Below are 26,913 nucleotides of genomic sequence, written 5' to 3' on the forward strand. Positions count from 1 at the left end.
AGCGTGCTAGTGTTCTTGCCGCACCACCAGCGCCTCTAGCTCAATTGGCAGAGCAATTGACTCTTAATCAATGGGTTCTCGGTTCGAGTCCGAGGGGGCGCACCACAGGAGGACCCCACCGCGGAGCACCGCGGTGGGGTCCTTCGTCGTCCCCGGGGCGGGACGGGCCGCGGGCACGAAAAAACCCGGGGTCGTCGTGCCCCGGGTGCTCCCGCCGGAGGCCGCCGTCCGGCGACCTCGCGCGCCCTCGTGCCGGGGTCGTCCTCGACCCCGTGCCGACCCGCCCCGCGCCCGTCCGTGCCGGGACCGCGGGCCGCGGCCGTCTCAGGACGCGGTGTCCCCCGCCGTGCCGGCCTCGGCGATGTCGCGCGACTGCTCGGGCGTGGTCGCGTCGGCGGACCCGGCGTCGGTGACGGTCCCGTCCGGCTGGACCCGCAGCTTCCAGCGGGCGCCGCCGAGCGTGGTGATGATGTCGGCCAGCGTGCGGCGCAGGTTCTCGTCCGTGAGCAGCCCGTGGTCCACCAGCTCGTCCTCGAGCTGGGTGGCGGCCTCGAGGATGCGCAGGCCCTCCGGGGTGATCGACACGAGGTGGCTGCGGCGGTCGTGGACGTTCTTGGACCGGTTGACGTGGCCGTGCAGCTCGAGCCGGTGCAGCGTCTTGCCCATGGTCTGGGCCTGCACCCGGACGCGGTGCGCCAGCTGGGCCTGCGTCATGCTCCCCGCCGTCTTCAGCACGTCCAGCGCCATGACGCCCGCGTGGGTCACCCCGAGCGTGGCCAGGCGCTCGTTCCACGCGTGCTCCACGAGCCGGGCCGCGGTGGAGAGCAGTCGGTTGGTCGGCCATTGAGTGGTGAAAGGCATGCAAAGCAGTCTACCGACCTGCACCACGGAATACAGCACCATGCTAAGCAAACTGACGAGCATTTCTTCGCGGGCGGATCCGCGGCGGTCCTGAGCGCTCCCCCGGGACCGCGGGGACCACCGGGACGAGCGCCGGTAGTGTTCGTGGTCCGGGGCCGTCCCGCGGCACCGGACCCTCGCCCGGGCCCGGCCCGGACGGCACCACCGACCCGACGGAGGAACATCCCCATGGCAGCACGTCTCGAACCCGGCAGCCCGGCCCCCGACTTCTCCCTGCCCGACGCCCGGGGCGGGACCGTCTCCCTCGCCGACCACCGCGGGCGGCGGGTGGTCGTCTACTTCTACCCGAAGGCCTCGACCCCCGGCTGCACCACGCAGGCGTGCGACTTCCGCGACAGTCTGGAGCGCTTCGCCGCGGACGGGTTCGCCGTGCTCGGCATCTCCCAGGACTCCCCGGAGGCCCTCGCGCGGTTCGCCGAGGCCGAGTCCCTCACCTTCCCGCTGCTCTCCGACCCGGACCACCGGGTCGCCGAGGCGTACGGCGCCTGGGGCGAGAAGAAGAACTACGGCAAGACCTACGAGGGCCTGGTGCGCTCCACCGTGGTGGTCGGGCCCGAGGGCGAGGTGGAGCTCGCGCAGTACAACGTGCGCGCCGCGGGCCACGTGGCGAAGCTGCGCCGCGACCTCGGCCTGGAGGGCTGAGGCTAGGATGGGCGGGGGCCCGGACGGGCCCTTCGGCGCGAGTGGTGGAACTGGCAGACACGCAGGATTTAGGTTCCTGTGCCCTGACCGGCGTGCGGGTTCGAGTCCCGCCTCGCGCACCCCGCCGTCCCCGGGCACGCCCCGGGGCCGGCCCACGACGACACCCACGACCGATCCGGTGAGGCGGCGAAGGACCCATGGCGCCCAGGCGAACCCCCCGCACCGCGGCCGCGCTCGCGCTCGTCGCGGGGCTCCTCGCCCTCGGCGGGTGCGCCCCCGCGGGCGAGGGGCCCGGCACCCCCACCGCCGCCCGGTCCGTGCCGAGCGGGGAGTTCGTGTTCGCCAACGCCGCCGCCGCCCCCACCCTGGACCCGGCCACGGTCAACATCCTGGAGACGTCCCGGATCGGGGCCCAGATGCTCGAGGGGCTCGTCTCCGCCGACCCCTCCACGGGCGAGGCGGTGCCGGCCCTGGCGCGGTCGTGGGAGACCTCCGAGGACGGGCTCACCTACACCTTCGACCTCCGCCGGGACGTGCGCTTCCACGACGGCACCGCCCTGGACGCGGCGGCGGTGTGCGCGAACTTCGAGCGCTGGGAGGCCCTCGCCGCCGACGGGGCACGGACCCCCTTCGCCACGGTCCTGCGCACCGGCGCCCCCGGCATCGATTCCCTCTACGCGGGGTGCGCCGCGGCGTCGGAGTCCACGGTGGAGCTCTCGCTGACCGCGCCGCACACGCCCCTGCTCCGGGCGCTGACGCAGCCCGCGTTCGGGATCGCGTCCCCCGCGGCCCTGGCGGCCGGCACGCACGAGACGCACCCCGTGGGCACCGGCCCCTTCCGCTACGAGTCGGGGGACGGGACGAACGTGGTGCTGGTCGCGAACCCCGACTACTGGGGCGAGCTCGGGGACATCGGCCGGCTCGAGTTCCGCACGATCGCCGAGCCGGAGCTGCGCTACGTGGCGCTGCGCCTCGGCCAGGTGGACGGCTACGACCAGGTGGGCCTGGACTCCTTCGCCCCGCTCGCGCGCGAGGGCGTGCAGGTCCTCCAGCGCGACCCGTACTCCGTGTCCTACCTCGGCATCAACCAGGACGTGGAGCCCCTGGACGACCCCGAGGTGCGGGAGGCGATCGCCGCCGCCGTGGACCGCGGCGCGATCGTGCGCGAGCACTACCCCGACGGCACCCGGGTGGCGAACCAGTTCCTGCCCGCCCGCTTCGCGATGGACGGGACCGACCTGCAGGTCCCGTCCTACAACCCGCAGCGGGCGCGCGAGCTGCTGGCGGCGTCCTCCTACGCCGGCGAGCCGCTGCGGTTCTACTACCCCCGCGGCACCTCCCGCACCTACATGCAGGAGCCCGAGAAGATCTACGCCGACATCGCGGCCCAGCTCGTGCGGGCGGGGTTCGTGATCGAGCCCGTCCCGGTGGACTGGTCGGACGGCTACGTGCAGCAGGTCCAGGACCCGGAGGGCGACCACGCCCTGCACCTGCTCGGCCTCAACGGCGGCTACCGCGACCCGGACTACTTCACGGCCGCCCTGTTCGGCGCCCCCCGCGGGGAGTTCGGCGTGGACGCCGTGTCACTGTTCGGCGCCGTCAACCGCGCGGCGGCACTACCCGACGGCGAGGACCGCTCGAGCGCGTACGTGTCGATCAACAACCGCGTCTCGCGGCTGCTGCCCGCCGTCCCGCTGGCCCACCCGATCTCCGCGGTCGCCGTCGGGGACTCCGTGACGTCCTTCCCCCTGAGCTCCACCGGCAACGAGGTCTTCAACCGGGTGGACCTCGGCGCCGCGCCGTGAGCACCGGCCCCGGCGCGCGCCCGGCCGCATTCGGGGTTCGTCCGGGCGTGGCGATAGTCTGATCCCGACCATTCACCGGCGCAGCGCCGGGCGTTCAACGGGAGCATCGACTGTGACATCACCTCAGACAACGGAATCGACCGACGTCCTCCTGATCGGCGGAGGCATCATGAGCGCCACCCTCGGCGTGTTCCTCAAGGAGCTCGAGCCGCAGTGGGACATCACGATGCTCGAGCGCCTCGACCAGGTGGGCGCGGAGAGCTCCAACGTCTGGAACAACGCCGGCACCGGCCACTCCGCGCTCTGCGAGCTCAACTACGCGCCCCAGGCCGCCGACGGGTCCGTGAGCCCGGAGAAGTCGCTCGGCATCAACGAGCAGTTCCAGCTCTCCCGCCAGTTCTGGGCCTCTCTCGTGTCGGAGGGCAAGCTGCGCGAGCCCGGCTCCTTCATCAACCCGGTGCCGCACATGTCCCTCGTCTTCGGCGACGCGCACAGCGACTACCTGCGCCGCCGCTGGGAGGCCCTGCAGCCGAACAAGCTCTTCGAGCGCATGGAGTACACCGAGGACCGTGAGAAGATCGCGGAGTGGGCGCCGCTGACCATGCACGGCCGCGGCGCGGGTCGCGTGGCGGCTTCCTGGTCCCCCGAGGGCACCGACGTCGACTTCGGCGAGCTGACCCGGCAGCAGGTCGCCCACCTGCAGGCCCGGGGCGGGGAGGTGCGCTACGGCCAGCAGGTCACGGACCTCGACCGGCAGGGCGACGGCACCTGGGTGGCGAGGGTCAAGAACCGCCTCAACACCGAGGGCGACCGGCTCGTGCGCGCGAAGTTCGTGTTCGTGGGGGCCGGCGGCGGCGCCCTGCCGCTGCTGCAGAAGTCCGGCATCCGGGAGGCCAAGGGCTACGGCGGGTTCCCGGTCTCCGGCCTGTGGCTGCGCAACTCCGACGAGGACGTGGCGGCCCAGCACAACGCCAAGGTCTACGGCCAGGCCTCCGTGGGCGCCCCGCCCATGTCCGTCCCGCACCTGGACACCCGCTACGAGCACGGGCGGCGCGCGCTGCTGTTCGGCCCCTACGGCGGGTTCAAGCCCAACTTCCTGAAGCAGGGGTCCTACCTGGACCTGCCCCTGTCCGTGCGCCCGCACAACCTCTACCCGATGACCCGCGCGGGCCTGGCCAACCTGGATCTCGTGAAGTACCTGCTGAGCGAGCTGGCCAAGTCCAAGGGCCAGCGGGTCGAGGCGCTGCAGCAGTTCTACCCGACCGCCGACGGCTCGCAGTGGGAGCTGATCGAGGCCGGCCAGCGCGTGCAGGTCATGAAGCGGGACAAGCAGAAGGGCGGCGTGCTCCAGTTCGGCACCGAGCTGATCACCGCCGCGGACGGCTCCATCGCCGGCCTGCTGGGAGCCTCCCCCGGCGCGTCCACCGCGGTGCCCATCATGCTCAACCTCCTGGCGAAGTCCTTCCCGGCGCGGATGTCCGGGTGGGAGCCGCGGATCAAGGAGCTCATCCCCTCCTACGGCGCGAAGCTCAACGACAACCCGCAGCTCGCGGACGAGGTCATGGGCCGCACCGCCCAGGTGCTCGGCATCAACTGACACCGCCCGGACGGGCACCGCGCCGCACGCCGCGGTGCCCGCGCGACGAGGCCCCGGACCGGCCGGTCCGGGGCCTCGTCGTCGTCCGGTCCGCCCCGGCCCCCCGGCCCGGGAAGCCCGGGTGACCTGTCGGCAGGCGGCGGTACGCTGAGGGGCGTGCGTCCCGGCCCGGCCGGGACGCCCTCGCCCATCCCTCCCCAAGGAGCACGAGTGTTTCTCCTCGCCCGCGCGTCGATGGCCAACCGCGCCCTGATCGTGCTCATCACGCTGTTCGTCGCCCTCTTCGGGGTGCTCAGCATGCGCTCCATGAAGCAGGAGCTCATCCCGTCCCTGGAGATCCCCGCCATCAGCGTGGTCTCGGCGATGCCCGGCGCGTCCGCAGAGGTCGTCGACGAGCAGGTGGGCCGGCCCCTGGAGCGGGCGCTCAACATCGTGGAGGGCCTCGAGAGCTCGACGTCCACCTCGCGCAGCGGGCTGTCCGAGATCCGGCTCGGCTTCGAGTACGGCACCGACCTGGACCGGGCCCGCAACCAGGTGGAACGGGCGATCTCCAACGTGCGCACCCAGCTGCCCGACGACGTCGAGCCCACCGCGTTCGCCGGTTCCGTCGCCGACTTCCCCATCGTCTTCCTCGCCGTGTCCTCCGACGAGGACCTCAGCCCGCTCGCCGCCGACCTGGAACGGCTCACGGTCCCGGACCTGCAGCGGATCGAGGGCGTGCGCTCCGCCGAGGTCAGCGGCGCCCCCGAGCAGGTCGTCTCGATCCTGCCGGACCGCGCCGACCTCGCCCGGGCGGGCGCCACGCCCGCGGACATCCGCACCGCGCTGGAGGAGAGCGGCGGGCTGGTGCCCGTGGGCACCGTGGACGACGGGGCCACGACCCTGCCCGTCCAGGCCGGCTCCCCGCTCGACTCCCTCGAGGCCGTGGAGAACGTCCCGCTGCCCCTCCCCGAGGACGCGCCCGATGGCGCCGAGCCCACCACGGTGGGCGCCGTGGCCGCCGTGGAGCTCGCCGAGCAGGAGCAGACCTCGATCACCCGCACCAACGGGGCCCCGACGCTCGCCCTGTCCGTCACCAAGACCCCGGACGGGGACACGGTCGGGATCTCCCAGGCGGTCGGCGAGATGATCCCCGAGCTCGAGGAGGACCTCGGCAACGGCGCCGAGATCACGGCGGTCTTCGACCAGGCCCCCTACATCGAGCAGTCGATCGAGGACCTCACGGTCGAGGGTCTCCTGGGGCTCGCGTTCGCCGTGCTCGTGATCCTGGTGTTCCTGGCGTCGCTGCGCTCGACCCTGGTCACCGCGATCTCCATCCCGCTGTCCCTGCTCGCCACGTTCATCGGGATCAACGCCCTGGGCTACTCGCTGAACCTGCTGACCCTCGCGGCCATCACCCTGTCCGTGGGGCGGGTCGTGGACGACTCGATCGTGGTGATCGAGAACATCAAGCGCCACTACGGGACGGTCGACCTGAGCACCGACCCCGCCAACGCGAAGCGCCGGGCCATCCTCACCGCCGTGCGCGAGGTCGCGGGGGCGATCACCGCCTCCACCCTCATCACGGTCGCGGTGTTCGTGCCCATCGCGTTCGTGGGGGACGTGACCGGCGAGCTGTTCCGGCCCTTCGCCCTGACCACGACCATCGCGCTGCTGTCCTCGCTCGTGGTGTCCCTGACCATCGTGCCCGTGCTGGCGTTCTGGTTCCTCCGGGACCCCCGCCTCGCGCGGCGGGCCCGCCGGGCGCCGGCGGGGCGCCCCGCCCCCTGGGCCGACGGCACGGCCGGTCCCCCGCCCGGCGCCGCGGCCGGGACGCCGCCCCGGCTGGCCCAGGGCTACCTGCCGGTCCTGCGCGGCACGCAGCGCCACCCGTGGGCCACCCTCGGGGTGAGCGTCCTGATCCTCGGCGGCACGGCCGCCCTGCTGCCGGTGCTGCCCACCAACCTGCTCGGGGACACCGGGCAGAACACCATGACGATCGAACAGGACCTGCCGCCCGGCACCGCGCTCGCGGTGACCTCCGAGCAGGCGGGCCGCGCCGAGGAGGTGCTCGACTGGACCGAGGGCATCGAGGACGTCCAGGTCACCATGGGCCCCGGCGGCGGCTTCTCCGCGTTCCTGCCCGGCAGCGGCACCAACAGCGCCACGTTCTCCGTGACGACGGACGCCGCGGTCGACCAGGAGCGGCTGCGCCGCACCGTCGGCGAGCGCCTGGACCGGCTGGACGGCGCCGGCGAGTTCTCGGTGCGGGGCGCCCAGGGCTTCACGAGCAACGACGTCGAGATCTCCGTCACCGCCACGGACCAGGCGACGCTGGCGGAGGCCGACGACGCCGTGGTGCGGGCCATGCGGGAGCTCGACTCCGCGGGGCAGGTCACGAGCAACCTGGCCGCCACCCAGCCCACCGTCGTGGTCACGGTCGACCGGGCGGCCGCCGCCGCCCGCGGCCTGAGCGAGGAGCAGGTCACGGGGGCGCTCGCCGGCACCGTGAACCCCCTCCCCGCCGGGTCCATCGACCTGGACGCCGACTCGGTGGCGGTGACGATCGGCGAGGGCCGCGCCGTCGAGGACCTCGAGGCGCTGCGGGCCCTGCCGGTGCCGGCCGCGGGCGGGACCGTCCGCCTCGACGAGCTGGCCGAGGTCGAGGAGGCGCTCACGGTCGAGACCATCACCTCGAGCAACGACCAGCGCACCGCCACCGTGGCCGTCACCCCGGGCGGCGACGACCTCGGCGCCACGAGCGGGGAGGTCCGGGACGCGCTCGCGGGCCTGGACCTGCCGCAGGGCGCGGCGGCCGAGCTGGGCGGGGCCGCCACGGAGCAGGAGACCACGTTCCGGCAGCTGGGCCTCGCCGTGCTCGCCGCGATCGCGATCGTCTACGTGGTGCTCGTGGCGACCTTCAAGTCCCTCGTCCAGCCGCTGGTCCTGCTGGTCTCGATCCCCTTCGCGGCGACGGGCGCGGTGCTCGCGCTGCTGGCCTCCGGGGTGCCGCTGGGCCTCGCCTCGCTGGTGGGCGTGCTGATGCTCGTGGGCATCGTGGTGACCAACGCGGTCGTGCTGATCGACCTCATCAACCAGTACCGGGGCCGGGAGCACCGCATGGACCTGGAGGAGGCCATCGAGAAGGGGGCGACCCGCCGGCTGCGCCCCATCGTGATGACGGCCCTGGCGACCATCCTGGCGATGACGCCCATGGCGCTGGGCATCACCGGGCAGGGCAGCTTCATCTCCCAGCCGCTGGCGGTCGTGGTGATCGGCGGGCTGATCTCCTCGACCCTGCTGACCCTGGTGCTCGTGCCGGTGCTGTACCGGCTCGTCGAGGCGCGCAAGGAGGCGCGGCTCCGGCGCCGGGAGGAGCGGATCGCGGCGCTGGCCGCGGCCCCGGGGCGCGGCGCCCGCGGAAGGTGACGTGACACTCGTCACCGTGCGCTCTTTCGTGGACGTTTGCTTCTGAAAACACTCGCGGGCGCACCCCGGTCACTCCCCGTCCGCAGGGTGCAGAAGGTATCATCGCCGCTGGTCACAGGGGGATTCGGTGCTGTGGAGCGGGCGGCGTGCGGGGAGCCCCCGGGAGGCATCCCCCGAAAGGGGGGACACCGGGGCCCGGTGCACCGATGTAACCGGGCCGTAGCATTATCCTGTGACCCGCAGAGAAACAGATCGTGTGCAGAACAGCGCCGACGCCTGGGAGGCCCTCTTCAGGGCCCAGGTGACGGTCATGCGGCGTCTCCAGCGCCAACCCGAGTTCGCGGAGCTCTCCGCCCGCGAGTACGACGTCCTCTTCAACCTCTCCCGCTCCGACGAGGCCGGCATGAGGCTCAACGAGCTCAACGAGTACGTGCTGCTCACCCAGTCGAGCCTCAGCCGGATGCTGGAGCGTCTCGAGCTCAAGGGGCTGGTGCACCGCTGGCAGGACCCGCAGGACCTGCGGGGGCTGCGGATCCGGCTGACCGACCGGGGCCGGCAGATGCAGGTGCAGATCGCCGAGCAGTTCCGGGTGCACGTGCACGAACTGATGTCCGCGGGCCTGGACCCGGAGGAGCTGCGCATCCTGACCCGGCTCGCCGACCGCCTGCGGGAAGCCGTCAACGAGCTCTGAGCCGCGCTCCCCCGCCGCGCTACAGCGGGAGGACGACCCTGGCTCCCGGGTCCTCGCGGCCGGGGACGGAGGACTCCGCGGACACCCGCATCCCGCCCAGCGTGATCTCCCCCTGGAGCGTGGTCAGGAACGCCGTCTCGGAGGCGTCCGCGCCCGTCGCGATGCGCACGAACTCCGTGCGCGGGGCGAGCCCGGTGGCGTCGAGGACGTACCAGGCGCCGTCGTGCCAGGCCTCGACCACCGCGTGGAAGTCCATGGGGGACAGCCCGGGCGCGTAGACCGACGCGAGCCGCGCCGGCACCCCGAGTCCCCGCAGCAGGGTGATGAGCAGGTGGGCGTAGTCCCTGCACACGCCCTGCCGGGTGAGGAACGTGTGCACCGCGGTGTCGGTGGCCGTCGAGGAGCCGACCACGTAGTCCAGGTGCTCGTGCACCCAGTCCCGCACCCGCTGGAGCGTCTCGTAGCCGCCGCCGCGGGCCCCGGGGAAGAGGGCGTCGGGGGTGCCGGCCATCTCGTCGAAGGGGCAGAACCGACTGGGCCGGGTGTAGCGGACGAAGTCGACCGGCTCCTCCGGAGGCGGTGACCCCGCCGGGCCGTCCAGCTCCAGGGCATAGGACACCGTGCACTGCGTGCCGCCCGGCACCCGGGCCAGGTGCAGCCGCGTGCCGTGCAGGTCCTCCGCCTCCTCGAGCGCGACCTCGGTCCCGTCCACGCGCAGGCTCAGGTGCTCGCCGGGGCGGGCGCCTCCGCCGGGGCGGGCGGCCGCGAGGGAGAAGACCGCCAGGTGGTCGGTCTCCGAGGCGAAGTCGACCTCCGCGGAAACGGTGCGCCGGGTGGTGGGCACGAAGGGCCTCCTGGTCGGGGGGAATGTGCGGCGGACCGGTGGCCCGTCCGCTCCATTGTGGCTCACGGGGGCGATTCATCAGTACACTGATCCACGAGACATCCCCCACACGCCCCGCCGCCGGCCGGAGCCCGCGCGCTGCACCCGGCGGCCGACCGCGAAGGACGCAGCATGGCCCAGGACACCACCCAGGACAGCCGCTCCAAGGAGCGCACCGCACCGGATCCCGAGGATCCCCGCAAGCCGGACAGTCCCACCGAGATCAGCAAGCCCTCGTGGGGCTACGTGGTCAAGCGTGCGATCTCCGAGTTCTCCAAGGACGACTGCACCGACCTCGCCGCGTCCCTGACGTACTTCGCGGTGCTCTCCCTCTTCCCCGCACTGCTCGCCATCGTCTCCCTGCTCGGCGTCTTCGGCCAGGGGCAGGCCACCACCCAGGCGATCACCGGGTTCCTCGAGGGCGCGGCCCCGCCCGAGCTCGTGACCCTGCTCGAGGATCCCATCAACAACCTCACCTCCGGCACCGGCGCCGGGCTCGCCCTCGTCGTCGGCATCGTCGGCGCGCTGTGGACCGCCTCCGGCTACACGGGGGCCTTCGGCCGGGCCATGAACCGCATCTACGAGGTCGAGGAGGGCCGGCCCATCTGGAAGCTGCGGCCCATGAACCTCCTCGTCACGCTGATGCTGGTCCTCATCGTGGTGCTGATCATGCTCATGGTGCTGATCTCCGGGGGCATCGCCCAGTGGGTGGGCGACCTCGTGGGGCTCGGCACCACGGCCGTGATGGTGTGGAACATCGCCAAGTGGCCGGTCGTCGTCATCCTCGCCGTCCTGCTCATCGCGGTGCTCTACTACTTCACGCCCAACGTCCAGCAGCCCAAGTTCCGCTGGATCAGCATGGGGTCGATCGTCGCCCTGGTCGTGGCGGCCGTGGCCGCTCTGGCCTTCACCTGGTACGTGAGCAACTTCGCGTCCTACGACGCGACCTACGGCATCATCGGCTCCGTCATCGTCCTGCTGCTCGGTCTGTGGATCATCAACAACGTGCTGCTGCTGGGCGCCGAGATCGACGCCGAGGTCGAGCGCGGCCGCCAGCTGCAGGGCGGGATCAAGGCGGAGGAGTCCATCCAGCTCCCGCCGCGCGACACCCGTCAGGTCGACAAGAAGGAGAAGAAGGAGGAGAAGCTCGTCGACCAGGGGCGGAAGCTGCGCCTCGAGCACGAGCACCTCGACTACTCCTCGGACGACTCCGGGAAGGACGCCGACAAGGCCTCCGGCAGGAGCTGACGGCCGACCCCGGCGGCGGACCCGTGGTGCTGATCCACGGGTCCGCCGCTTCGTCGTGCCCGGACCGTGGCCGCCGCGCTCCGGCGCCGCACCGCGCGCCCCCGGCGTCCTTCCCTAGACTGGGGAGCGGTGTTCCGGACCGGAACCGTCACGTCGTCCGCAGGAAGGTCCCACTCATGCACGAGGTCAGAGCCGTCGTCGTCACGGCGAAGAACGCACCAGCCACCCTCGAGACGATTCTCGTCCCGGACCCCGGGCCCGGGGAGGCGCTCGTGGACGTCCTCACCTGCGGGGTCTGCCAGACCGACCTGCACTACAAGGTCGGCGCCGTGGGCGACGACTACCCCTACCTGCTCGGCCACGAGGCCTCCGGCGTGGTCACCGCGGTCGGCGAGGGCGTCACCGAGGTCGCCGTCGGGGACAAGGTCATCCTCAACTGGCGCGCCGTGTGCGGGGAGTGCCGGGCCTGCCGCAGGGGCGAGCCCTGGTACTGCTTCGCCACCCACAACGCCACCCAGAAGATGACGCTCACCGACGGCACGGAGCTCTCCCCCGCCCTGGGCGTCGGGGCGTTCGCCGAGAAGACCTTGGTCGCCGCCGGGCAGTGCACCAAGATCGAGGGCGAGCTCGAGGACCACCAGTACGCCGCGGTCGGCCTGCTCGGCTGCGGCGTGATGGCCGGCATCGGCGCCGTCCTCAACACCGCGAACGTCCGGCGCGGGGAGTCCGTGGCCGTGATCGGCTGCGGCGGCGTCGGCACCGCGGCGATCGCCGGGGCCCAGCTCGCCGGGGCCACCACGATCATCGCCGTGGACCTCGACGACGAGAAGCTCGCCACGGCGCAGAAGTTCGGCGCCACCCACACGGTGAACTCGAAGGAGCAGGACCCCGTCGCGGCGATCCAGGAGCTCACGGGCGGGCACGGCGCCGACGTCGTGGTCGACGCCGTGGGCGTCGCCGCGACCTTCCAGCAGGCCTTCGAGGCCCGCGATCTCGCCGGACGGCTGGTCCTGGTGGGCGTGCCCGCCCCCGGCACCACGTGGGAGATCCCGCTGGACGAGGTCTTCGGCCGCGGCGGGTCCATCAAGTCCGCATGGTACGGCGACACCCTGCCGAACCGGGACTTCCCGATGCTGGTGGACCAGTACCGGCTGGGCCGGCTGGACCTCGACGGCTTCGTCACCGAACGGATCGGGATCGAGGACGTCGAGCCCGCCTTCGAGCGGATGACCGCCGGCAAGGTGCTGCGCTCCGTCGTGGAGCTCGACCGATGAGCGCCGTCGACGGCCACGACGGCGAGGCCCTGCCCGACCGGGAGCGCGCCCACCCCGCCGACCGCGGCGCCGTCCCGGTGCGGCCCGCCGAGGACGCCGGCCGGGCCCGCATCGACCGGCTGGTCACCTCCGGGACGTTCTCCCTCGACGGCGGGACCTGGGACGTCGAGAACAACGTGTGGATCGTGGGCGACGACGACGAGTGCGTGGTGATCGACCCGGCCCACGACCCCGCCGCGGTGGTGGAGGCCGTCGCCGGGCGCACGGTGACCGCGGTCCTGCTCACCCACGCCCACGACGACCACATCCGCTCCGTCAAGGAGGTGGCCGGGCAGGTGGGCGGGACGATCCACCTGCACCCGGAGGACACGGTGCTGTGGGAGCAGGTCTACCCGAAGACGCCCTTCGACGCGCCGATCGCCGACGGGGACGAGTTCACCGTGGCGGGGACGACCCTCACCGTGCTGCACACCCCGGGCCACTCCCCCGGGTCCGTGTGCTTCTGGGCGCCGGAACTGGGCGAGGGCGGGGTGCTGTTCTCCGGGGACACCCTGTTCCAGGGCGGTCCCGGCGCCACCGGCCGGTCCTGGTCGGACTTCCCCACGATCGTGGACTCCATCCGCGAGCGGCTGCTGACGCTGCCCGAGTCCACGGAGGTGCTCACCGGGCACGGGGACACCACTACGATCGGTGCGGAGGCCCCGCACCTGCAGGAGTGGATCGACCGCGGCCACTGACCGCGACCCCGGCCACCCGCCGCGGCTCCCGGGCCCGGCGGGTGGCCCGGGACGGCGGTGCCCCCCCCCCTGCCGCCCCGGTCCCGGCCCCGGTGGGCTCAGAGGTCCCCGGGACCGATGCGCCGCCAGCGGTGCACGAAGGTCAGGGCCGTGGCCAGCAGGACCGCCGCGGCGAGCACCGGCACCAGTGCGGCGCTCCGGTAGCCCCAGGACTCCCCCCACCACCCGGACAGGGCGAGCCCCCCGGTCAGCCCCACGCTCATCACCGCGGTCATGACGGTGGTCAGGGCCGTGACCCGGGAGCTCGGGGCCACGAGCCGGGCGATCTCGTAGACCGCCACCAGGCACGGGCCGGTGGTCAGCCCGGCCAGCGCCAGCACGACCACCATCCCCGCGGAGTCGTCCGGGATGGTCAGGAGCATCGCGGCGAGCACGGCCCCGGCGGCCGCCGCCACCCAGCGGTTCCACAGCCGCAGCTCTTCGGTGCGGGCGGACGCGGCCACCGCGGCCAGCGCCGAGGTGAACCCCGAGACCGCGTACAGCCAGCTGACCGAGACCACCGCGTCCACGGCGGTCGCGAAGACGAGGACCGCTCCCAGGGTCGACCCCACGAGGGCCCCCAGCGCCCCCATCCCCAGCACGGGGAGCAGCCGGAGCTGCCGCGCCCGGCGGCGGCGGTTGCGGGCCGCCCGGTTCGGTGCGGCCGCGACGGGCGGCAGGACGTGGACGAGCCCCCGCGGCAGGCGGGCCGAGCAGTGCAGCAGGAACACGGTGGTGCCCACGAGGGTCAGGGTGGCCGCGAGCACCAGCACGGCCACCGGCCCGAGGGTCACGGCCACGAGCCCGGTCACCGCGGCCGCCAGGACGGTGGCCAGCGAGTCCATGACGCTCTCGTGGCGCAGCGCGGTGTCGAAGAGGTCCTCCCGGGAGTCCCGGCGCAGCAGGGACCACCAGCGCAGCCGGCACGCCACGCCCATCTGCGGCAGCACGAGCCCGGCGAGCAGGCACGGGAGCACCAGCTGGGCGGGGGCCGCCCCGGGGTCGGCGGCGAGGTCCGGGAGCCGGCGCACGAGCCACCACACCACCAGCGGGTTCACGAGGGTGAGCAGCACCAGGCCGAGCTGGCGCCGGCGCCACGAGGCGGCCGCGCCCATGGCCAGCCCGCACACCGCCGAGCCGAACGTCACGGCGGCGGCGCAGAAGGCGCCCAGCGCCGGGGACCCGGAGATCAGCGCCACCGTGGTCAGCACGCCGAGGGGCACCATGGTCTGGGGCAGCCGCAGGAGCAGGGTCAGCACGGGGTACAGCGCGCCGCTGACGGCGGCGAGCTCCCGGGAGTCGGCCAGGGGCGAGCGGGCGGCCGTGCTGAAACCCCCGAGGGGCTCGGCGGCGCGCGCACTGCTCACGAGGTACCTCCGCATCCTCCCGACGGCGGCCGGGCACGGACCAGCCTAGCCCCGCCGTCCGGAGGATGACGGAAAGCGTCGGTCCCCCGCAGGCGGGCGGAGGATCCGGCGGCCCTGCCGGACCCGGCAGGGCCGCGGGCTCACCGCTCCCGGACCGGCGCGGCGGACGCGGCGGGCGTCGCCTCCGCTGCCGGGGCGTCCTCCTCCGCGGCGGGCGCCCCGGCGCCGCGGCGCGGCCGGGAGAGCGTCGCCGAGCGGTGGACCAGACCGGCCACGAGGCCGCCGAGCAGCGGGGCCACCCAGAACAGCCACAGCTGGCCCAGGTGGCCGGCGCCGGCGACCACGGCGGCGCCGGTCGAGCGGGCGGGGTTCAGCGACCCGCCGTCGAACGGCGCGGTGATCGTGAGCAGGAACGCGAGGGCCGCACCGATGGCCACGGGGGCGAGCACCGCGTTGGCCCGCGGCGCGGTGGAGCCCAGGACCACGAGGGCGAACAGGGCGGTCGCCACGAACTCGACGAGCAGCACGGTGGTCCACCCGGCCTGGGAGGTGGAGTTCTCCCCGAAGCCGTTGGAGACCGCGCCGAGGACCTGCGCGGTGGTCGAGGAGTCGAGCAGGCTGATGAGCACCGCCCACAGCACGCCGGCCGCGGCCAGGGCGCCGAGCACCTGGGCCACCACGTAGCCGATCGCGGCCCGTGCGGGCGTGCGCCCGGCCACGACCGCGGCGAGCGTCACCGCGGGGTTGAAGTGCCCCCCGGAGACGTGCCCGAAGGCGACGATCGCGGCGACCAGGCCGAGACCGAAGCCGAGCGCGGAGTCGATGACCTCGGTGGCGAACATGCCCGTGCCCAGCCCGGCGAAGACCAGCAGCGCCGTCCCTGCGAACTCGGCGGCCCACTGGGCCGGCGCGGACGCGGCCTCCGGGGCGCCGGCGGGCACGGTGTCCTTGCGCGCGGCGACGGGCACGGGCGCCGCGAGGCCCGCCGTGCCGGGGGCGGCGCCGTCGTGGACGGCGCTGTCGGCGCCGTCGGCGCCGGGGCGCGCGGTGGTGCCGGGAACGTGGTGACTCATGGATTTCTCCTCAGGGATCGGGGCGGCACGGTGGGGGTGCCGTGCCGGCGGGGCGCCGGGCGCCCGTGCCATGCAACCACAGTGACCTGAAGGGCGGTTGAACCGCCCCGGGCCGTGTCGGCCGCCGACTACACTGACCGCATGCCCGCACCCCTGCTCTCGCCCGACGCCGGCCTCGACCCCGCCTGGCCCGAGTACGCCGACTCCGTGCGCGCGGCCCTGCTGGGCGGAGCCCTCGGGGACGCGCTGGGCGGCCGCGCGAGCTCCGGTCCGCGCTCCCGCTCCGCGGCGGCCGGCGCGGACGCCCCCGCCGACGCCGAAGGCACCGCGGTGCTGCGGATCTCCGACGCCACCCAGCTGACCCTCTACACCCTGGACGCCCTGCAGGAGGTCGTCGAGTGGGCGAACCAGGGCCACGGCGCCGACGAGACCGCGTGCCTGTGGCTGGCCTACCTGCGCTGGCTGGGGACCCAGGGCGAGCGCCACCCGGCCGAGGCGCCGCGCCCCCTGCCCCGCCCGATCGACGAGCACGAGGTCCTGCACGCCGTGCGGGAGCCGGACGGAACGGTGCTGGCGGCCCTCCGCTCCGGCCGGATGGGCGAGGTCGAGCGCCCCCTGCAGCCGGAGGCCAAGGGCGCCGGACCGGTGCTGCGCTCCTCGCCGTTCGGTCTGCTCCCCCACGTCGGCTGGCGCACGCTCGCGCCCCTGGCCATCAACGGCGCCGCCCTGACCCACGGGCACCCCGAGGCGCAGACCGCGGCGGCCGTCCAGGGCTTCGTGGTCCACGCCGCCGTGCGGGCCCGCCGGGAGGGCCTGCCGCGGCCGGTCGCCGCCGCCGTGGCCGCCGCCCGCGAGACCGCCGGGAACCTCACGCGCCCGGTGGCCGAGACCCTCGCCCGGCTCGAGGACGCCGTGCGCGCCGCCATGCGGGAGGACCCCGACCCCGCGGCGCTCGACCGGCTGCTCGGCGAGGGCGGGGCCGCCCCGGAGACCCTGGCGGGCGGCCTCGGCGCGGCCCTGCGCGCGGAGGCCGAGGCCCCGGGCGCCGGGGACCCGCAGGCCGTGTTCCGCCGCGCGGTGGAGCTGGCCACCGCCGGCACCGGCCACCCGGCCGCGGCGGGGGCGATCGCCGGCGCCGTGACGGGCGCGGCCCTCGGGACGGCCGCGCTGCCGCCGGAGTGGCGCACCCGGCTGGACGCCGGGGACGTGGTGTCGGAGACGGCCGAGCGCTGGCTCAGGGAAGTGGGGGCGCCGCCAGCCGCTTGACGTTCAGTCCCGCGCCGGCGAGCAGCTCCCGGACGGTGCCCGCACCGGCCCGGTGGACCAGGTCCACCACGATCCCCGCGCAGGCCCGGGCGTCCTCGAGGGCGTCGTGGTGGCGGCGCAGCGGCACCCCGGCGGCCTCGGCCGCCCGGGGCAGCGCGTAGGACGGCAGGTCGTAGCCGCGCCGGGCCAGCGCCAGGCTGCACGCATACGCCAGCGGGGCGTGCCGCGTGTCCGTCTCCGCGCACGCGGCGCGGATCACGCCCATGTCGAAGGCCGCGTTGTGCGCCACCACGAGCTCGTCGGGGTCCTCGGCCAGGATCCAGTCCTCGATCCGCGGCCACAGCTCGGCGAAGCCGGGGTGGCCCGCCACCGTGTGCTCGGTGATCCCGTGGATGCGCGTGTTCCCGGGGTCGAAGTCCGCGCGGGTGCGCGGCGGGCGCATGTAGGCGGAGCGCTCCGCCACCACCCGGCCGCCGCGGACCCGCACGAGGCCCACGGCGCACGGCGAGCCGATGAAGCGGTTCGCGGTCTCGAAGTCGATGGCGGTGAAGGAGAGGGACGACGGATCCGCGGCGGGCCGGTCGGTGGTCGTGTCGGGGGAAGCGGGACGAGGCACCGGAACAGCCTACTGCGCTCGCTCAGGCGGAGACACCGCGCAGGTTGGTCTCGATCCAGTCGTCGGCCCGGGCGATGGACTGGTTGACCTGGGCGGTGTCGAGGTCGTGGTGCAGCGCGTAGGCGACCGCCTGCAGCGGGAACGTGCGCGCGTGCAGCCGGGCCCGCTCGTAGACGGTCTCCGAGACGGCGGCGCGCAGGGTGTCCCAGCCGTACCACAGCCCGAGGGACGCGGCGTCGTGCGCGGGGTCGGACAGACAGGCGTGGTCCCAGTCGATGATGCCCGTGAGCTCGTCCCCGTCACCGTCCCACAGCATGTTGTGCCCCATGAGGTCCCCGTGCACCAGGGTCGGCACCACGGTCGGCAGCGCCGCGAGCTCGGCGACGGCCCGCCGCGCGGCCTCCTGGTTGCGGGGCAGCAGCCGCGGGATGACCTCGTCGAGCAGCACGTGCCGCCGCCGGTGGCCGCCCCAGTGCTGGCCGGGACGGTCGAGGTACCGCGCGAAGCCGGAGGTGTCGACCTCGGCCAGCTCGGTCAGCACCCGGTGCAGCACGGCCGGGTCGCCGTGCCCGGGCGGGTGCGGGTGCCCGGGCAGCCACGTCAGGCCCACCCCGGTGTAGCCGTGGGAGACCACCACGCCGGTGAGCGGCCGCGGGGTCGCGAACGAGAAGCGGGGCAGCCTCCGCAGCACCTCCGTGCGGCGCTGGACGTGCTCGCAGACCGTGGCGTTCTTGGCGATCCGCACGGAGATCACGTGGCCCACGTTCACCACCACGTGGGCGGACCCGCCGGCGTGGACCTCCCACTGGCCGGGGTCGGCGCTCATGCCGGCTTCGCGCAGCACGGCCTCGACGGCGCCGGCGAACGGCAGGTGGTGGAGCTGCGACCAGGGCATGGTCAACTTCCTCGGTTCGGACGTGGGTCAGTCGGGGACGGCGGCGGGGTCGAGGGCGGTCAGCAGGTGCGGGAGCAGGGCCCGCATCGCGCGCCCGCGGTGGCTGATGGCGTTCTTCTCCGCGCGCGTGAGCTCGGCGCAGGTCCGGTCGGACCCGTCGGGGCGCAGCACGGGGTCGTAGCCGAAGCCGCCGTCCCCCACGGGCTCCCGCAGCAGGGCGCCGCGCAGCGTCCCGGTCTCCACGTGCTCGCGGCCGTCCGGGGTGACGAGCGCGGCGGCGCACACGAACTGCGCGCCGCGATGGGCGTCGGGGACGTCGGAGAGCTGGGCGAGCAGCAGCCGCAGGTTCGCGGCGTCGTCGCCGTGCCGGCCGGACCAGCGCGCGGAGAAGATCCCGGGGGCCCCGCCCAGCACGTCGACGGCCAGGCCGGAGTCGTCGGCCACGGCGATCAGCCCGGTCGCGGCGGTGGCGGCGCGGGCCTTGAGCAGGGCGTTGGCCTCGAAGGTGGTGCCGTCCTCGACGACGTCGGGGGCCCCGGCCGCGGCGGCGTCCACGACCAGCCGCTCGACGTCGGCTCCGGGCAGCGCGGGCGCGAGCAGGTCCCGCAGCTCGGCGAGCTTGCCCCGGTTGTGCGTGGCGAGCACCACCCGGGCGCCGTGGTGGTCACCCATCGCCGGCCTCGCGCAGGGTCTTGACCTGGATCTGGGTGAGCTGGGCGCAGCCGGCCAGCGCGAGGTCGAGCAGGGCGTCCAGCTCGGCGCGGTCGAAGGGGGCGCCCTCGGCGGTGCCCTGCACCTCCACGAAGTCGCCGGACCCGGTGACCACCACGTTCATGTCGGTCTCGGCCCGCACGTCCTCGACGTACGGGAGGTCCAGCATCGGCACGCCGTCGATGATGCCCACGGACACGGCGGCCACCGTGTCGGTGAGCGGCTGCGCGCGACGGGCGACGAGCCCCTCGGCCCGGGCCCACCCGATCGCCTCGGCGAGGGCCACGTAGGCGCCGGTGATGGCCGCGGTGCGGGTGCCGCCGTCGGCCTGGAGGACGTCGCAGTCGAGGACCACGGTGTTCTCGCCGAGGGCGGAGAGGTCGATGACCGAGCGCAGGGAGCGGCCGATGAGCCGGGAGATCTCGTGGGTGCGCCCGCCGATCTTGCCCTTCACGGACTCGCGGGCGGACCGGGTGGACGTGGCCCGCGGGAGCATCGCGTACTCGGCGGTCACCCAGCCGCGGCCCTCCCCCTTGAGCCAGCGCGGGACGCCCTCGGTCACGGACGCGGTGCACAGCACCCGGGTGCTGCCGAACTCGATGAGGGCGGAGCCCTCCGCCTGCTGGGACCAGCCGCGGGTGATCGTGATGGGTCGCAGCTCACCGGGCGAACGGCCGTCCGACCGGGTCACCCCCGAGGTCGAGAGGGCCGGTGCGGTCTGGTCGACGGGGGAATCCATGTGGTCCACCTTACCCCGCGGCACCGACCGCCCGGCCCGGCCGCCGGCGGCGGGGCTCACGGCCCGACGGCGGCCGCGGGACGGCCGCTCCCCCGCCGGACGATCCGGTAGGTGTAGGCGGGATCGGCCACCCCGATGGGTCCCGCGAAGACCTCCTGCGCCTCCTCCACGGCCCGCGTCGGGGAGTTCCACACCGGCAGGTGCGTCAGCAGCAGCTGGCGGGCCCCGGCGTCCCGGGCGGCCTCCGCCGCGCGCCGGCCGGTCAGGTGGATGCCGCGCAGCGCGTCGTCGCGGCCCTCGTGGTAGGCGGCCTCGCACAGGAAGACGTCGGCGTCCCGCGCGGCGCGCACGAGCCCCTCGCACGCGTCGGTGTCCCCCGAGTAGGCCAGGGTGCTGGGGCCCATGACGCCGTCGTAGTCGATGCGCAGGGCGTAGGGCTCGGGGGTGGGGTGCTCCACCCGGAAGGGCGTGATCGCGAACGGCCCCACCCGCACGGGCTCCTCCGGGACCCAGGTGTGGAAGTCGAACTCCCCGTGCATCCCGGGCTCCGTGGGGAGCCCGTGGGTGCTGCTGAGGTACTCGTGGAGGCCGGTGGGCGCCCACAGCGGGATCGGGGGTCGGCCCCAGCCGCGCGGGTCCCACTTGATGGCCACGTGCAGCCCGGCCAGGTCGATGCAGTGGTCGGGGTGCAGGTGGCTGACGAGCACGGCGTCGATGTCGTGCAGGTCGATGTGGCGCTGCAGCACCCCGAGGGCGCCGTTGCCCATGTCCAGCAGGATGCGCCAGGTCCGTCCCTCGGCGTCCTCACCGCTGACGAGGTAGCAGGAGGCCGGGGAGTTCGGCCCCGCGAAGGAGCCGGTGCATCCGATGATGGTGAGTTTCATGGGCGAGAGCCTTCCAGGAGGTGCCGGTGGGACGGCGGCCGCACCGGCCGCGGAGCTGCTCAGGGCGCGGACGGGCCCGCTCCCCCGATCATCTCCGGGGTGATCCGCGCGAGCGAGCCCGTGGGGTACTGCTCCGCCACGGAGCTGGTGTGCCGGACGCGGGCGACCTCCGGCCCCAGGAACCGCCGGGCGAGGACCTCGAAGGACGCGGCGTCCCCGGTGGCGAGGAACTCGTGCCGGGCGGGCCCGCCCGGCACCCCCGGCTCGCGCTCGAGCCCGTGGCTGACGAGCGCCCGGTAGACGTCCTTGGCGGTCTCCTCCGCGCTGGAAACCAGCGTGACGGCGTCGCCCATGACGTAGGAGATCACGCCGGTGAGCAGGGGGTAGTGGGTGCAGCCCAGCACCAGCGTGTCCACGTCGGCCTCGCGCAGCGGGTCCAGGTAGGCCTGGGCCGTGGCCAGCAGGCCGGGCCCCGTGGTGACGCCCGCCTCCACGTAGTCGACGAACGCGGGGCAGGCCACCGAGTCGATCCGCAGGTGGGGGGCGGCGGCGAACGTGTCGTCGTAGGCGCGGGAACCGACCGTCGCCTCCGTGCCGATGACGCCGATCCGGCCGTTGCGGGTCGAGGCGACCGCCCGGCGCACCGCCGGCTGGATGACCTCGACCACCGGGATCCCGTAGACCCGGGTGTAGCGCTCCCGGGCGTCGCGCAGCACCGCCGCGGACGCCGTGTTGCAGGCGATCACGAGCAGCTTGACGCCGGAGTCGACGAGCTCGTCCATGATCCGCAGGGCGTGCGCCCTGACCTCGGCGATCGGCAGCGGCCCGTAGGGCCCGTGGGCGGTGTCCCCCACGTACACGATCTCCTCGTGGGGCAGCTGGTCGATGATGGCGCGGGCCACGGTGAGACCGCCCACCCCGGAGTCGAACACGCCGATGGGTGAACCGGGGTTGGGGCGCCGGGCGGCCCGGCCGCCGGCCCCGAAGACGTCGTCATCCTGCATATCGTCAAGAGCGTAGTCCCGGGCGTGCCGCCGTCCCAAACCGCGCCGCGGCCGTGCCGCCGTGAGCCGCGTCACCCCCGGCCGGGGCGGGGGCCGCCCGGGGTGTCGTGCCCGGTCAGTCCCGGGGCAGGTCGTGGAGGAGGGCCTCCATGAGGGTCTCCTGCAACCACGAGACGAAGTTGTACAGGAGCGACATGTACGTCTCGACGTCCTCGATCGCGGACCAGTCGTCGTAGCGACCCACGCGCTCGGCGTCGGCCTCGCTGCGGATCCCGAGCCGGTCCGCCAGCACCAGCCGCACGTCGTTGAGGGCCTGCCCGAAGGCCTGCGCCTGGGCGGGGTCCAGCCGCACGGGCTGGGCCTCCAGCGCGAGGGCCGCCTGCTGCAGCACGCCGCGCTTGGTCTCCCGCAGCCCCCGCTCCGTGTACCGGCGGAACTCGGCGGCGCGCTCGGGGTCCAGGCTCCCGTCGGGCAGCAGCCGCCGCAGCGCGGAGTCGTCGGGGACGGTGGCGTCCCCGGACACGCCGAGCATCCGCTCGAGCGAGTCCTCCGAGGCCGGCTGCTCGGGGGCGAGCGCCTGGGCGACGTCCGCGAACAGCTTCTGGAGCAGCTCCTTCTCGGGCTCCTCGAAGCGGGCGGTGATGCCCCGGCGGGTGGACCGGAAGCCCTGCGCCATCAGTGGCCCCCCGCCTGCTCGAAGGTGGCCCACAGTCCGAAGCCGTGCATCGCCGCGGTGTGGGTCTCGGCCTCCTCGAGGGAGCCGCTGGCCACCACGGAGCGCCCGTGGTGGTGGACCTCCAGCATCAGGGAGCGGGCCTTCTCCTCCGGGTAGCCGAAGTAGGAGCGGAACACGTAGGTGACGTAGCTCATGAGGTTGACGGGGTCGTCCCACACGACCACGTTCCACGGGGTCTCGGTCTCAGTGGCCACGGACGTCGCGCCGGTGGGCCGGGTGCCGGTCTCCGGGGTGGCGGTGGCCGCGGGGCGGGCGGCGGCGGGAGTAGCGCAGTGCATGGTCCGTCCATCGTAGCGAGTGCCGGAGACGGGGCGCACCGGCGGCGTCGCTAGAGTGGTGCCCGTGAACCAGCGCAGCCACCGGTGGGCCCCGCCGCCCACGTCCCTGATGACCGACCACTACGAGCTGACCATGCTGCAGGCCGCCCTGCACGCCGGCACCGCGCAGCGGCGCAGCGTGTTCGAGGTCTTCGCCCGGCGGCTCCCCGCTGGGCGGCGCTACGGCGTGGTGGCGGGCACGGGGCGCCTCCTCGAGGGGCTCGGGAGCTTCCGCTTCGGCGACGAGCAGCTGCGCTTCCTGTCGGACACCGGCGTGGTCAACCGAGCCACCCTGGACTACCTCGCCGACTTCCGCTTCACCGGCTCGATCTCCGGCTACGCCGAGGGCGAGGCGTACTTCCCCTCGTCGCCGCTGCTCGTGGTCGAGGCCACCTTCGCCGAGGCGTGCGTGCTCGAGACGTACTTCCTGTCGGTGCTCAACTACGACAGCGCCGTGGCCTCGGCCGCCTCCCGCATGGTGGGTGCCGCGGCGGGGCGCCCGTGCATCGAGATGGGCTCCCGGCGCGCCCACGAGGAGGCCGCCGTCGCGGCCGCGCGGGCGGCGGTCATCGGCGGCTTCGACTCGACGTCGAACCTCGAGGCCGGGCACCGCTACGGGATCCGGACGGTCGGGACGGCCGCCCACTCCTTCACGCTCCTGCACGACACGGAGGAGGACGCCTTCCGCGCCCAGCTCCAGTCCATGGGCCGGGACACGACCCTGCTGGTCGACACCTACGACGTCGAGACCGCGGTGCGCAAGGCCGTGGAGCTCGCGGGTCCCGGTCTGGGCGGCGTGCGCCTGGACTCGGGCGACCTCGTGACCCAGGCCGCCTGGGTGCGCGGGCTCCTCGACGAGCTCGGCAACCCGGACACCCGCATCACCGTCACCTCGGACCTGGACGAGTACGCGATCGCGGCCCTGAACGCCGCGCCCGTCGACGCGTTCGGCGTGGGCACCCGAGTGGTCACCGGCTCCGGCGCGCCGACGTCGTCGATGGTCTACAAGCTGGTGGCCCGCGAGGACTCCTCCGGCGAGCTGCGGCCCGTGGCGAAGGCCGCGAAGGGCAAGGTGTCCGTGGGCGGGCGCAAGCACGCCCTGCGGCGCCGGGACGAGCGGGGCACGGCGACCCACGAGATGGTCGGCATCGGCCGGCTGCCCGACGACGACGGCGACGACCGGCCGCTGCTGGAGGACTTCGTCCGCCGCGGCGAGCTGCTGGACGGCTGGACGGGCCCGGAGGGGGTCCGCCGGGCCCGGGAGCGGCACGCGGCGTCCGTGGCGGAGCTGCCCCGCTCGGCCCGGCGGCTCAGCGAGGGCGACCCCGTGATCCCGACCGTCCTGGGGCCCGAGGCCCCGGCCTGAGCGCCCGTCCGGGCGGCGCGCGCCGGGCGGGATCCGCCCAGCGGCACCCGCCGGAGGAGCACCACCGGGCGAGAAGCACGAGCGTGAAGCACCGAACAGAGGGAGGAACACCATGAGGACCGCACTGATCGTCGTCGACGTGCAGAACGACTTCTGCGAGGGCGGCTCGCTGCCCGTCGCCGGAGGCGCGGCGGTGGCCGCCGCCGTGTCGGAGCACCTGGAGGACCACCACGGGGACTACGCGGCCGTCGCGGCCACCCAGGACTGGCACGTCGACCCCGGGGCGCACTTCTCCGACGAGCCGGACTACGTGGACTCCTGGCCCGTGCACTGCGTCGCCGAGTCCCGCGGGGCCCGCTCCCACCCGGACCTGGACACGGACTGGATCCAGGCGTGGTTCCGCAAGGGCGAGCACGACGCCGCCTACTCCGGCTTCGAGGGGCTGCTCGCCCCGGACGCGGACGTGCCGATGGGCGACGACGAGGACGTCGACGACGAGCCGGACGTGAGCCTCGACGACTGGCTGCGGGAGCACGAGATCGAGGCCGTGGACATCGTGGGCCTGGCGACCGACCACTGCGTGCGGGCGACCGCCCTGGACGCCGTCGAGGCCGGCTACGACACCCGGGTGCTGGTGGAGCTCACCGCGGGCGTCGCCGCGGAGTCCACGGAGCGCGCCCTGCGGGAGATGGCCGAGGCGGGGGTCGAGGTCGTCCGGTCCTGACCCGTGCCCGGCAGCGGACCGCCTCGTCCCGGGCGGTTCGCGTCCCGGGCGCGACTCACTTGCGCCCGATGAACCAGTCCTGCAGCTTCTTGACCCGCGCCTGGAGCTGCGCCTCGTTCGCCTGCGCCACCGCGGGTCCGCCGCACACCCGGCGCAGCTCGTTGTGGACCATGCCGTGCGGGGTGCCGGTGCGGGACGCCCAGGCCGAGACGTTCTTGGACAGGGTGGCGCGCAGCTCCTTGAGCCGCCGGTGGTCGGGCACCGCCGGCTGCTCCGGGGTGCGGGCGGCGCCGGGGCGCCGCCGGGCGTGCTGGGACTGCCGCTCCCGCAGCAGCGCCGAGACCTGGTCGGCCTCGAGCAGGCCCGGGATGCCGAGGAAGTCCGCCTCCTCCTCCGAGCCCACCGCCACGCCGCCGCCGAAGGCGCCGCCGTCGAAGAGGACCCCGTGGAAGGACGCGTCCGAGCCGATGGCCTCGAACCGGCCCTGGGCGAGGGCCGCGGACGCCTTCTCCTCCCGGTTGGCCTCCTCGAGCAGGTCGTCGTCCCAGCCCTCCTCGAGCGGGTCGGCCGGCAGGCCGGTCTCCTCCGCGGCGGGCTTGTCGAGGGCGTGGTCCCGCTCGGCCTCCATCTCGTTGGCGAGCTGCATCAGCGCCGGCACGGACGGCAGGAACACGGAGGCCGTCTCCCCGCGCTTGCGGGCGCGCACGAAGCGGCCGACCGCCTGGGCGAAGAACAGCGGCGTGGACGTGGACGTCGCGTAGACGCCCACGGCGAGCCGGGGGACGTCGACGCCCTCGGAGACCATCCGCACGGCCACCATCCAGCGGCTGTCCCCGACGGAGAACTCGTCGATCCGGTCCGAGGCGCCCTTGTCGTCGGAGAGGACCACGGTGGGGTTCTCTCCCGTGATCCGGCGCAGCTGCGCGGCGTAGGCCTTCGCGTCCTGGTGGTCGGTCGCGATGACCATCGCCCCGGCGTCCGGCACGGTGCGCCGCACCTCCGTGAGCCGCTGGTCCGCGGCCTGGAGCACCGACGGGATCCACTGCCCGTTCGGGTCGAGCGCCGTGCGCCACGCGTGGGCGGTGATGTCCTTCGTGAAGCCCTCGCCGAGCTCCGCGGCCATCTCCTCCCCCGCGCTGGTGCGCCAGCGCATCTGCCCCGAGTAGGCGAGGAAGATCACGGGCCGGACCACGTGGTCCTTGAGCGCGTCGCCGTAGCCGTAGGTGTAGTCGGCGCTCGAGCGGCGGATGCCGTCCCCGTCCTCCAGGTAGCGCACGAACGGGATCGGCGCGGTGTCCGAGCGGAAGGGGGTGCCGGTCAGGGCGAGCCGGCGGGCGGCGGGGTCGAAGGCCTCCTGGAGCCCGTCGCCCCACGTGAGGGAGTCCCCGGCGTGGTGGATCTCGTCCATGATCACCAGGGTCCGGCCCGCCTCGGTGCGGGCCCGGTGCAGGAGCGGCTTCATGGCCACCTGCGAGTAGGTCACGGCGGCGCCCAGGTAGTCCCGGCCGTGGGAGCCGTCCGCGTTCTTGAAGTTCGGGTCGATCGCCAGGCCCACGCGGGCGGCGGCGTCCGCCCACTGCCGCTTGAGGTGGTCCGTGGGCGTCACCACCGTGATCCGGTTGACGGTCCCGCGGTCGAAGAGCTCCTTGGCCACGCGCAGCGCGAAGGTCGTCTTGCCGGCCCCGGGGGTCGCGACGGCCATGTAGTCCCGGGGCTGTGCCTCGAAGTAGCGCTGCAGCGCCTCCGCCTGCCAGGCGCGCAGCTTGGGGGCCGTGCCCCACGCGGCGCGGTCCGGATAGGCCGGGGGGAGGTCGGCGGCGGCTGCGCCGAACAGGGAGAGCTGGTCGTCCTGGGACACTCTGGCGACGTCCTTTCGCTCGTGGTGCCGCGGCCTCGTGGCCGCGGTGGATGACGGGGGCGCGGCGGCGGGCCACGCAAAAGCGCCCGCCGGCGGCGGGCGCTTGCTCGGC

24 protein-coding genes and 2 tRNA genes are annotated in these 26,913 nt (G+C 74.3%); 13 read left to right on the plus strand and 13 right to left on the minus strand.

The features are described 5' to 3' along the window. Window positions 1-29: 29 nt before the first annotated feature. Window positions 30-105 (plus strand) — tRNA-Lys (locus RF640_RS09195). 219 nt (window positions 106-324) lie between these two features. Here the strand turns inward: RF640_RS09195 and RF640_RS09200 are convergent. Next, entirely contained in the window at window positions 325-861 is a 537-nt protein-coding gene (locus RF640_RS09200) for a MarR family winged helix-turn-helix transcriptional regulator (protein WP_017833221.1), read from the minus strand. A gap of 228 nt (window positions 862-1,089) precedes the next feature. Between RF640_RS09200 and bcp the strand changes: the two genes are divergently transcribed. The 6 genes from bcp to RF640_RS09230 all read left to right on the plus strand — a co-directional run bounded on the left by bcp (window position 1,090) and on the right by RF640_RS09230 (window position 9,064). Beyond that, window positions 1,090-1,563: a thioredoxin-dependent thiol peroxidase gene (gene bcp / locus RF640_RS09205; RefSeq protein WP_109222482.1), complete on the plus strand. Its 474-nt coding sequence runs from the start codon at window positions 1,090-1,092 to the stop codon at window positions 1,561-1,563. A gap of 35 nt (window positions 1,564-1,598) precedes the next feature. Then, window positions 1,599-1,682, plus strand: a tRNA-Leu gene (locus RF640_RS09210). A gap of 78 nt (window positions 1,683-1,760) precedes the next feature. Further along, on the plus strand, window positions 1,761-3,368 hold the full coding sequence (locus RF640_RS09215; RefSeq protein WP_035928884.1) for an ABC transporter substrate-binding protein: 1,608 nt from the start codon (window positions 1,761-1,763) through the stop codon (window positions 3,366-3,368). A gap of 112 nt (window positions 3,369-3,480) precedes the next feature. Continuing rightward, window positions 3,481-4,965: a malate:quinone oxidoreductase gene (locus RF640_RS09220; protein WP_109222483.1), complete on the plus strand. Its 1,485-nt coding sequence runs from the start codon at window positions 3,481-3,483 to the stop codon at window positions 4,963-4,965. A 210-nt stretch (window positions 4,966-5,175) separates the two neighbouring features. After that, window positions 5,176-8,373 carry an efflux RND transporter permease subunit gene (locus RF640_RS09225; protein ID WP_109222484.1) on the plus strand — a complete coding sequence of 1,066 codons (3,198 nt, stop codon included), beginning with the start codon at window positions 5,176-5,178 and terminating at the stop codon, window positions 8,371-8,373. Between the two features lie 232 nt (window positions 8,374-8,605). Beyond that, window positions 8,606-9,064, plus strand: a complete 459-nt coding sequence (locus tag RF640_RS09230) for a MarR family winged helix-turn-helix transcriptional regulator (RefSeq protein ID WP_031282916.1) — start codon at window positions 8,606-8,608, stop codon at window positions 9,062-9,064. A gap of 19 nt (window positions 9,065-9,083) precedes the next feature. On the opposite strand, the gene RF640_RS09235 is transcribed toward RF640_RS09230, so the two are convergent. Further along, entirely contained in the window at window positions 9,084-9,908 is an 825-nt protein-coding gene (locus RF640_RS09235) for a transglutaminase family protein (protein WP_017833226.1), read from the minus strand. Between the two features lie 171 nt (window positions 9,909-10,079). Here RF640_RS09235 and RF640_RS09240 point away from each other — a divergent pair, with 171 nt between their 5' ends. The 3 genes from RF640_RS09240 to RF640_RS09250 all read left to right on the plus strand — a co-directional run bounded on the left by RF640_RS09240 (window position 10,080) and on the right by RF640_RS09250 (window position 13,206). Further along, entirely contained in the window at window positions 10,080-11,195 is a 1,116-nt protein-coding gene (locus RF640_RS09240; RefSeq protein WP_368827565.1) for a YihY/virulence factor BrkB family protein, read from the plus strand. Between the two features lie 176 nt (window positions 11,196-11,371). Continuing rightward, window positions 11,372-12,469, plus strand: coding sequence for an S-(hydroxymethyl)mycothiol dehydrogenase (locus RF640_RS09245; RefSeq protein ID WP_109222486.1), 1,098 nt, complete (start codon window positions 11,372-11,374; stop codon window positions 12,467-12,469). After that, on the plus strand, window positions 12,466-13,206 hold the full coding sequence (locus RF640_RS09250) for an MBL fold metallo-hydrolase (protein WP_249033794.1): 741 nt from the start codon (window positions 12,466-12,468) through the stop codon (window positions 13,204-13,206). Before RF640_RS09245 ends, RF640_RS09250 begins: the two co-directional genes overlap by 4 nt. Window positions 13,207-13,304: 98 nt before the next feature. Here the strand turns inward: RF640_RS09250 and RF640_RS09255 are convergent, their stop codons facing one another. Together RF640_RS09255 and RF640_RS09260 are read right to left on the minus strand one after the other, a co-directional pair. Then, entirely contained in the window at window positions 13,305-14,612 is a 1,308-nt protein-coding gene (locus tag RF640_RS09255) for a hypothetical protein (RefSeq protein ID WP_109222129.1), read from the minus strand. A gap of 140 nt (window positions 14,613-14,752) precedes the next feature. Further along, window positions 14,753-15,685 (minus strand): aquaporin, encoded by a 933-nt coding sequence (locus RF640_RS09260; RefSeq protein WP_158279206.1) that lies wholly within the window; start codon window positions 15,683-15,685, stop codon window positions 14,753-14,755. A gap of 141 nt (window positions 15,686-15,826) precedes the next feature. Between RF640_RS09260 and RF640_RS09265 the strand changes: the two genes are divergently transcribed. Continuing rightward, window positions 15,827-16,951 carry an ADP-ribosylglycohydrolase family protein gene (locus RF640_RS09265; RefSeq protein WP_146202088.1) on the plus strand — a complete coding sequence of 375 codons (1,125 nt, stop codon included), beginning with the start codon at window positions 15,827-15,829 and terminating at the stop codon, window positions 16,949-16,951. On the opposite strand, the gene RF640_RS09270 is transcribed toward RF640_RS09265, so the two are convergent. The 8 genes from RF640_RS09270 to clpS form a co-directional block, all read right to left on the minus strand. Continuing rightward, window positions 16,920-17,567, minus strand: a complete 648-nt coding sequence (locus RF640_RS09270; RefSeq protein WP_020380579.1) for a 3'-5' exonuclease — start codon at window positions 17,565-17,567, stop codon at window positions 16,920-16,922. The two genes, RF640_RS09265 and RF640_RS09270, sit on opposite strands and share 32 nt — an antisense overlap. 22 nt (window positions 17,568-17,589) lie before the next feature. Then, window positions 17,590-18,462 (minus strand): phosphotransferase family protein, encoded by an 873-nt coding sequence (locus tag RF640_RS09275; protein ID WP_035928873.1) that lies wholly within the window; start codon window positions 18,460-18,462, stop codon window positions 17,590-17,592. Window positions 18,463-18,489: 27 nt separating this feature from the next. Beyond that, entirely contained in the window at window positions 18,490-19,134 is a 645-nt protein-coding gene (rdgB, locus tag RF640_RS09280; RefSeq protein WP_035928872.1) for an RdgB/HAM1 family non-canonical purine NTP pyrophosphatase, read from the minus strand. Next, complete coding sequence (gene rph, locus RF640_RS09285; protein ID WP_368827570.1) at window positions 19,127-19,912, minus strand: ribonuclease PH; 786 nt, start codon at window positions 19,910-19,912, stop codon at window positions 19,127-19,129. The genes rdgB and rph overlap by 8 nt, the downstream gene beginning before the upstream one ends. 56 nt (window positions 19,913-19,968) lie before the next feature. Next, a complete protein-coding gene (locus RF640_RS09290; protein WP_109243477.1) occupies window positions 19,969-20,796 on the minus strand; it encodes an MBL fold metallo-hydrolase in 828 nt (275 codons plus the stop codon). Window positions 20,797-20,855: 59 nt separating this feature from the next. Further along, a complete protein-coding gene (murI, locus tag RF640_RS09295; protein WP_035928866.1) occupies window positions 20,856-21,800 on the minus strand; it encodes a glutamate racemase in 945 nt (314 codons plus the stop codon). Window positions 21,801-21,915: 115 nt separating this feature from the next. Beyond that, window positions 21,916-22,476 (minus strand): DUF2017 domain-containing protein, encoded by a 561-nt coding sequence (locus RF640_RS09300; protein ID WP_017833242.1) that lies wholly within the window; start codon window positions 22,474-22,476, stop codon window positions 21,916-21,918. Then, window positions 22,476-22,814, minus strand: a complete 339-nt coding sequence (gene clpS, locus RF640_RS09305) for an ATP-dependent Clp protease adapter ClpS (protein ID WP_017833243.1) — start codon at window positions 22,812-22,814, stop codon at window positions 22,476-22,478. Before clpS ends, RF640_RS09300 begins: the two co-directional genes overlap by 1 nt. A gap of 64 nt (window positions 22,815-22,878) precedes the next feature. On the opposite strand from clpS, the gene RF640_RS09310 reads away from it, so the two are divergent. Both RF640_RS09310 and RF640_RS09315 read left to right on the plus strand, forming a co-directional pair. Next, window positions 22,879-24,219: a nicotinate phosphoribosyltransferase gene (locus RF640_RS09310; protein ID WP_035928961.1), complete on the plus strand. Its 1,341-nt coding sequence runs from the start codon at window positions 22,879-22,881 to the stop codon at window positions 24,217-24,219. A gap of 112 nt (window positions 24,220-24,331) precedes the next feature. Further along, window positions 24,332-24,943 carry an isochorismatase family protein gene (locus RF640_RS09315; protein ID WP_109222125.1) on the plus strand — a complete coding sequence of 204 codons (612 nt, stop codon included), beginning with the start codon at window positions 24,332-24,334 and terminating at the stop codon, window positions 24,941-24,943. A 55-nt stretch (window positions 24,944-24,998) separates the two neighbouring features. Here RF640_RS09315 and RF640_RS09320 read toward each other — a convergent pair whose 3' ends face one another. Continuing rightward, window positions 24,999-26,801: a DEAD/DEAH box helicase gene (locus RF640_RS09320; protein ID WP_017833246.1), complete on the minus strand. Its 1,803-nt coding sequence runs from the start codon at window positions 26,799-26,801 to the stop codon at window positions 24,999-25,001. Between the last annotated feature and the right edge of the window lie 112 nt (window positions 26,802-26,913).

Source organism: Kocuria sp. CPCC 205231 (genome assembly GCF_040980965.1).
GTDB classification, from domain to species: domain Bacteria; phylum Actinomycetota; class Actinomycetes; order Actinomycetales; family Micrococcaceae; genus Kocuria; species Kocuria rosea.

Bases quoted from the DNA above. Each gene is read 5' to 3' on its own strand.
- clpS (WP_017833243.1), bottom strand. From the start codon at position 22,814: ATGCACTGCGCTACTCCCGCCGCCGCCCGCCCCGCGGCCACCGCCACC.
- RF640_RS09265 (WP_146202088.1), top strand. From the start codon at position 15,827: ATGCCCGCACCCCTGCTCTCGCCCGACGCCGGCCTCGACCCCGCCTGG.
- RF640_RS09250 (WP_249033794.1), top strand. From the start codon at position 12,466: ATGAGCGCCGTCGACGGCCACGACGGCGAGGCCCTGCCCGACCGGGAG.
- RF640_RS09245 (WP_109222486.1), top strand. From the start codon at position 11,372: ATGCACGAGGTCAGAGCCGTCGTCGTCACGGCGAAGAACGCACCAGCC.
- RF640_RS09200 (WP_017833221.1), bottom strand. From the start codon at position 861: ATGCCTTTCACCACTCAATGGCCGACCAACCGACTGCTCTCCACCGCG.
- RF640_RS09275 (WP_035928873.1), bottom strand. From the start codon at position 18,462: ATGCCCTGGTCGCAGCTCCACCACCTGCCGTTCGCCGGCGCCGTCGAG.
- RF640_RS09260 (WP_158279206.1), bottom strand. From the start codon at position 15,685: ATGAGTCACCACGTTCCCGGCACCACCGCGCGCCCCGGCGCCGACGGC.
- murI (WP_035928866.1), bottom strand. From the start codon at position 21,800: ATGCAGGATGACGACGTCTTCGGGGCCGGCGGCCGGGCCGCCCGGCGC.
- RF640_RS09300 (WP_017833242.1), bottom strand. From the start codon at position 22,476: ATGGCGCAGGGCTTCCGGTCCACCCGCCGGGGCATCACCGCCCGCTTC.
- RF640_RS09240 (WP_368827565.1), top strand. From the start codon at position 10,080: ATGGCCCAGGACACCACCCAGGACAGCCGCTCCAAGGAGCGCACCGCA.
- rdgB (WP_035928872.1), bottom strand. From the start codon at position 19,134: ATGGGTGACCACCACGGCGCCCGGGTGGTGCTCGCCACGCACAACCGG.
- RF640_RS09315 (WP_109222125.1), top strand. From the start codon at position 24,332: ATGAGGACCGCACTGATCGTCGTCGACGTGCAGAACGACTTCTGCGAG.
- rph (WP_368827570.1), bottom strand. From the start codon at position 19,912: ATGGATTCCCCCGTCGACCAGACCGCACCGGCCCTCTCGACCTCGGGG.
- bcp (WP_109222482.1), top strand. From the start codon at position 1,090: ATGGCAGCACGTCTCGAACCCGGCAGCCCGGCCCCCGACTTCTCCCTG.
- RF640_RS09290 (WP_109243477.1), bottom strand. From the start codon at position 20,796: ATGAAACTCACCATCATCGGATGCACCGGCTCCTTCGCGGGGCCGAAC.
- RF640_RS09215 (WP_035928884.1), top strand. From the start codon at position 1,761: ATGGCGCCCAGGCGAACCCCCCGCACCGCGGCCGCGCTCGCGCTCGTC.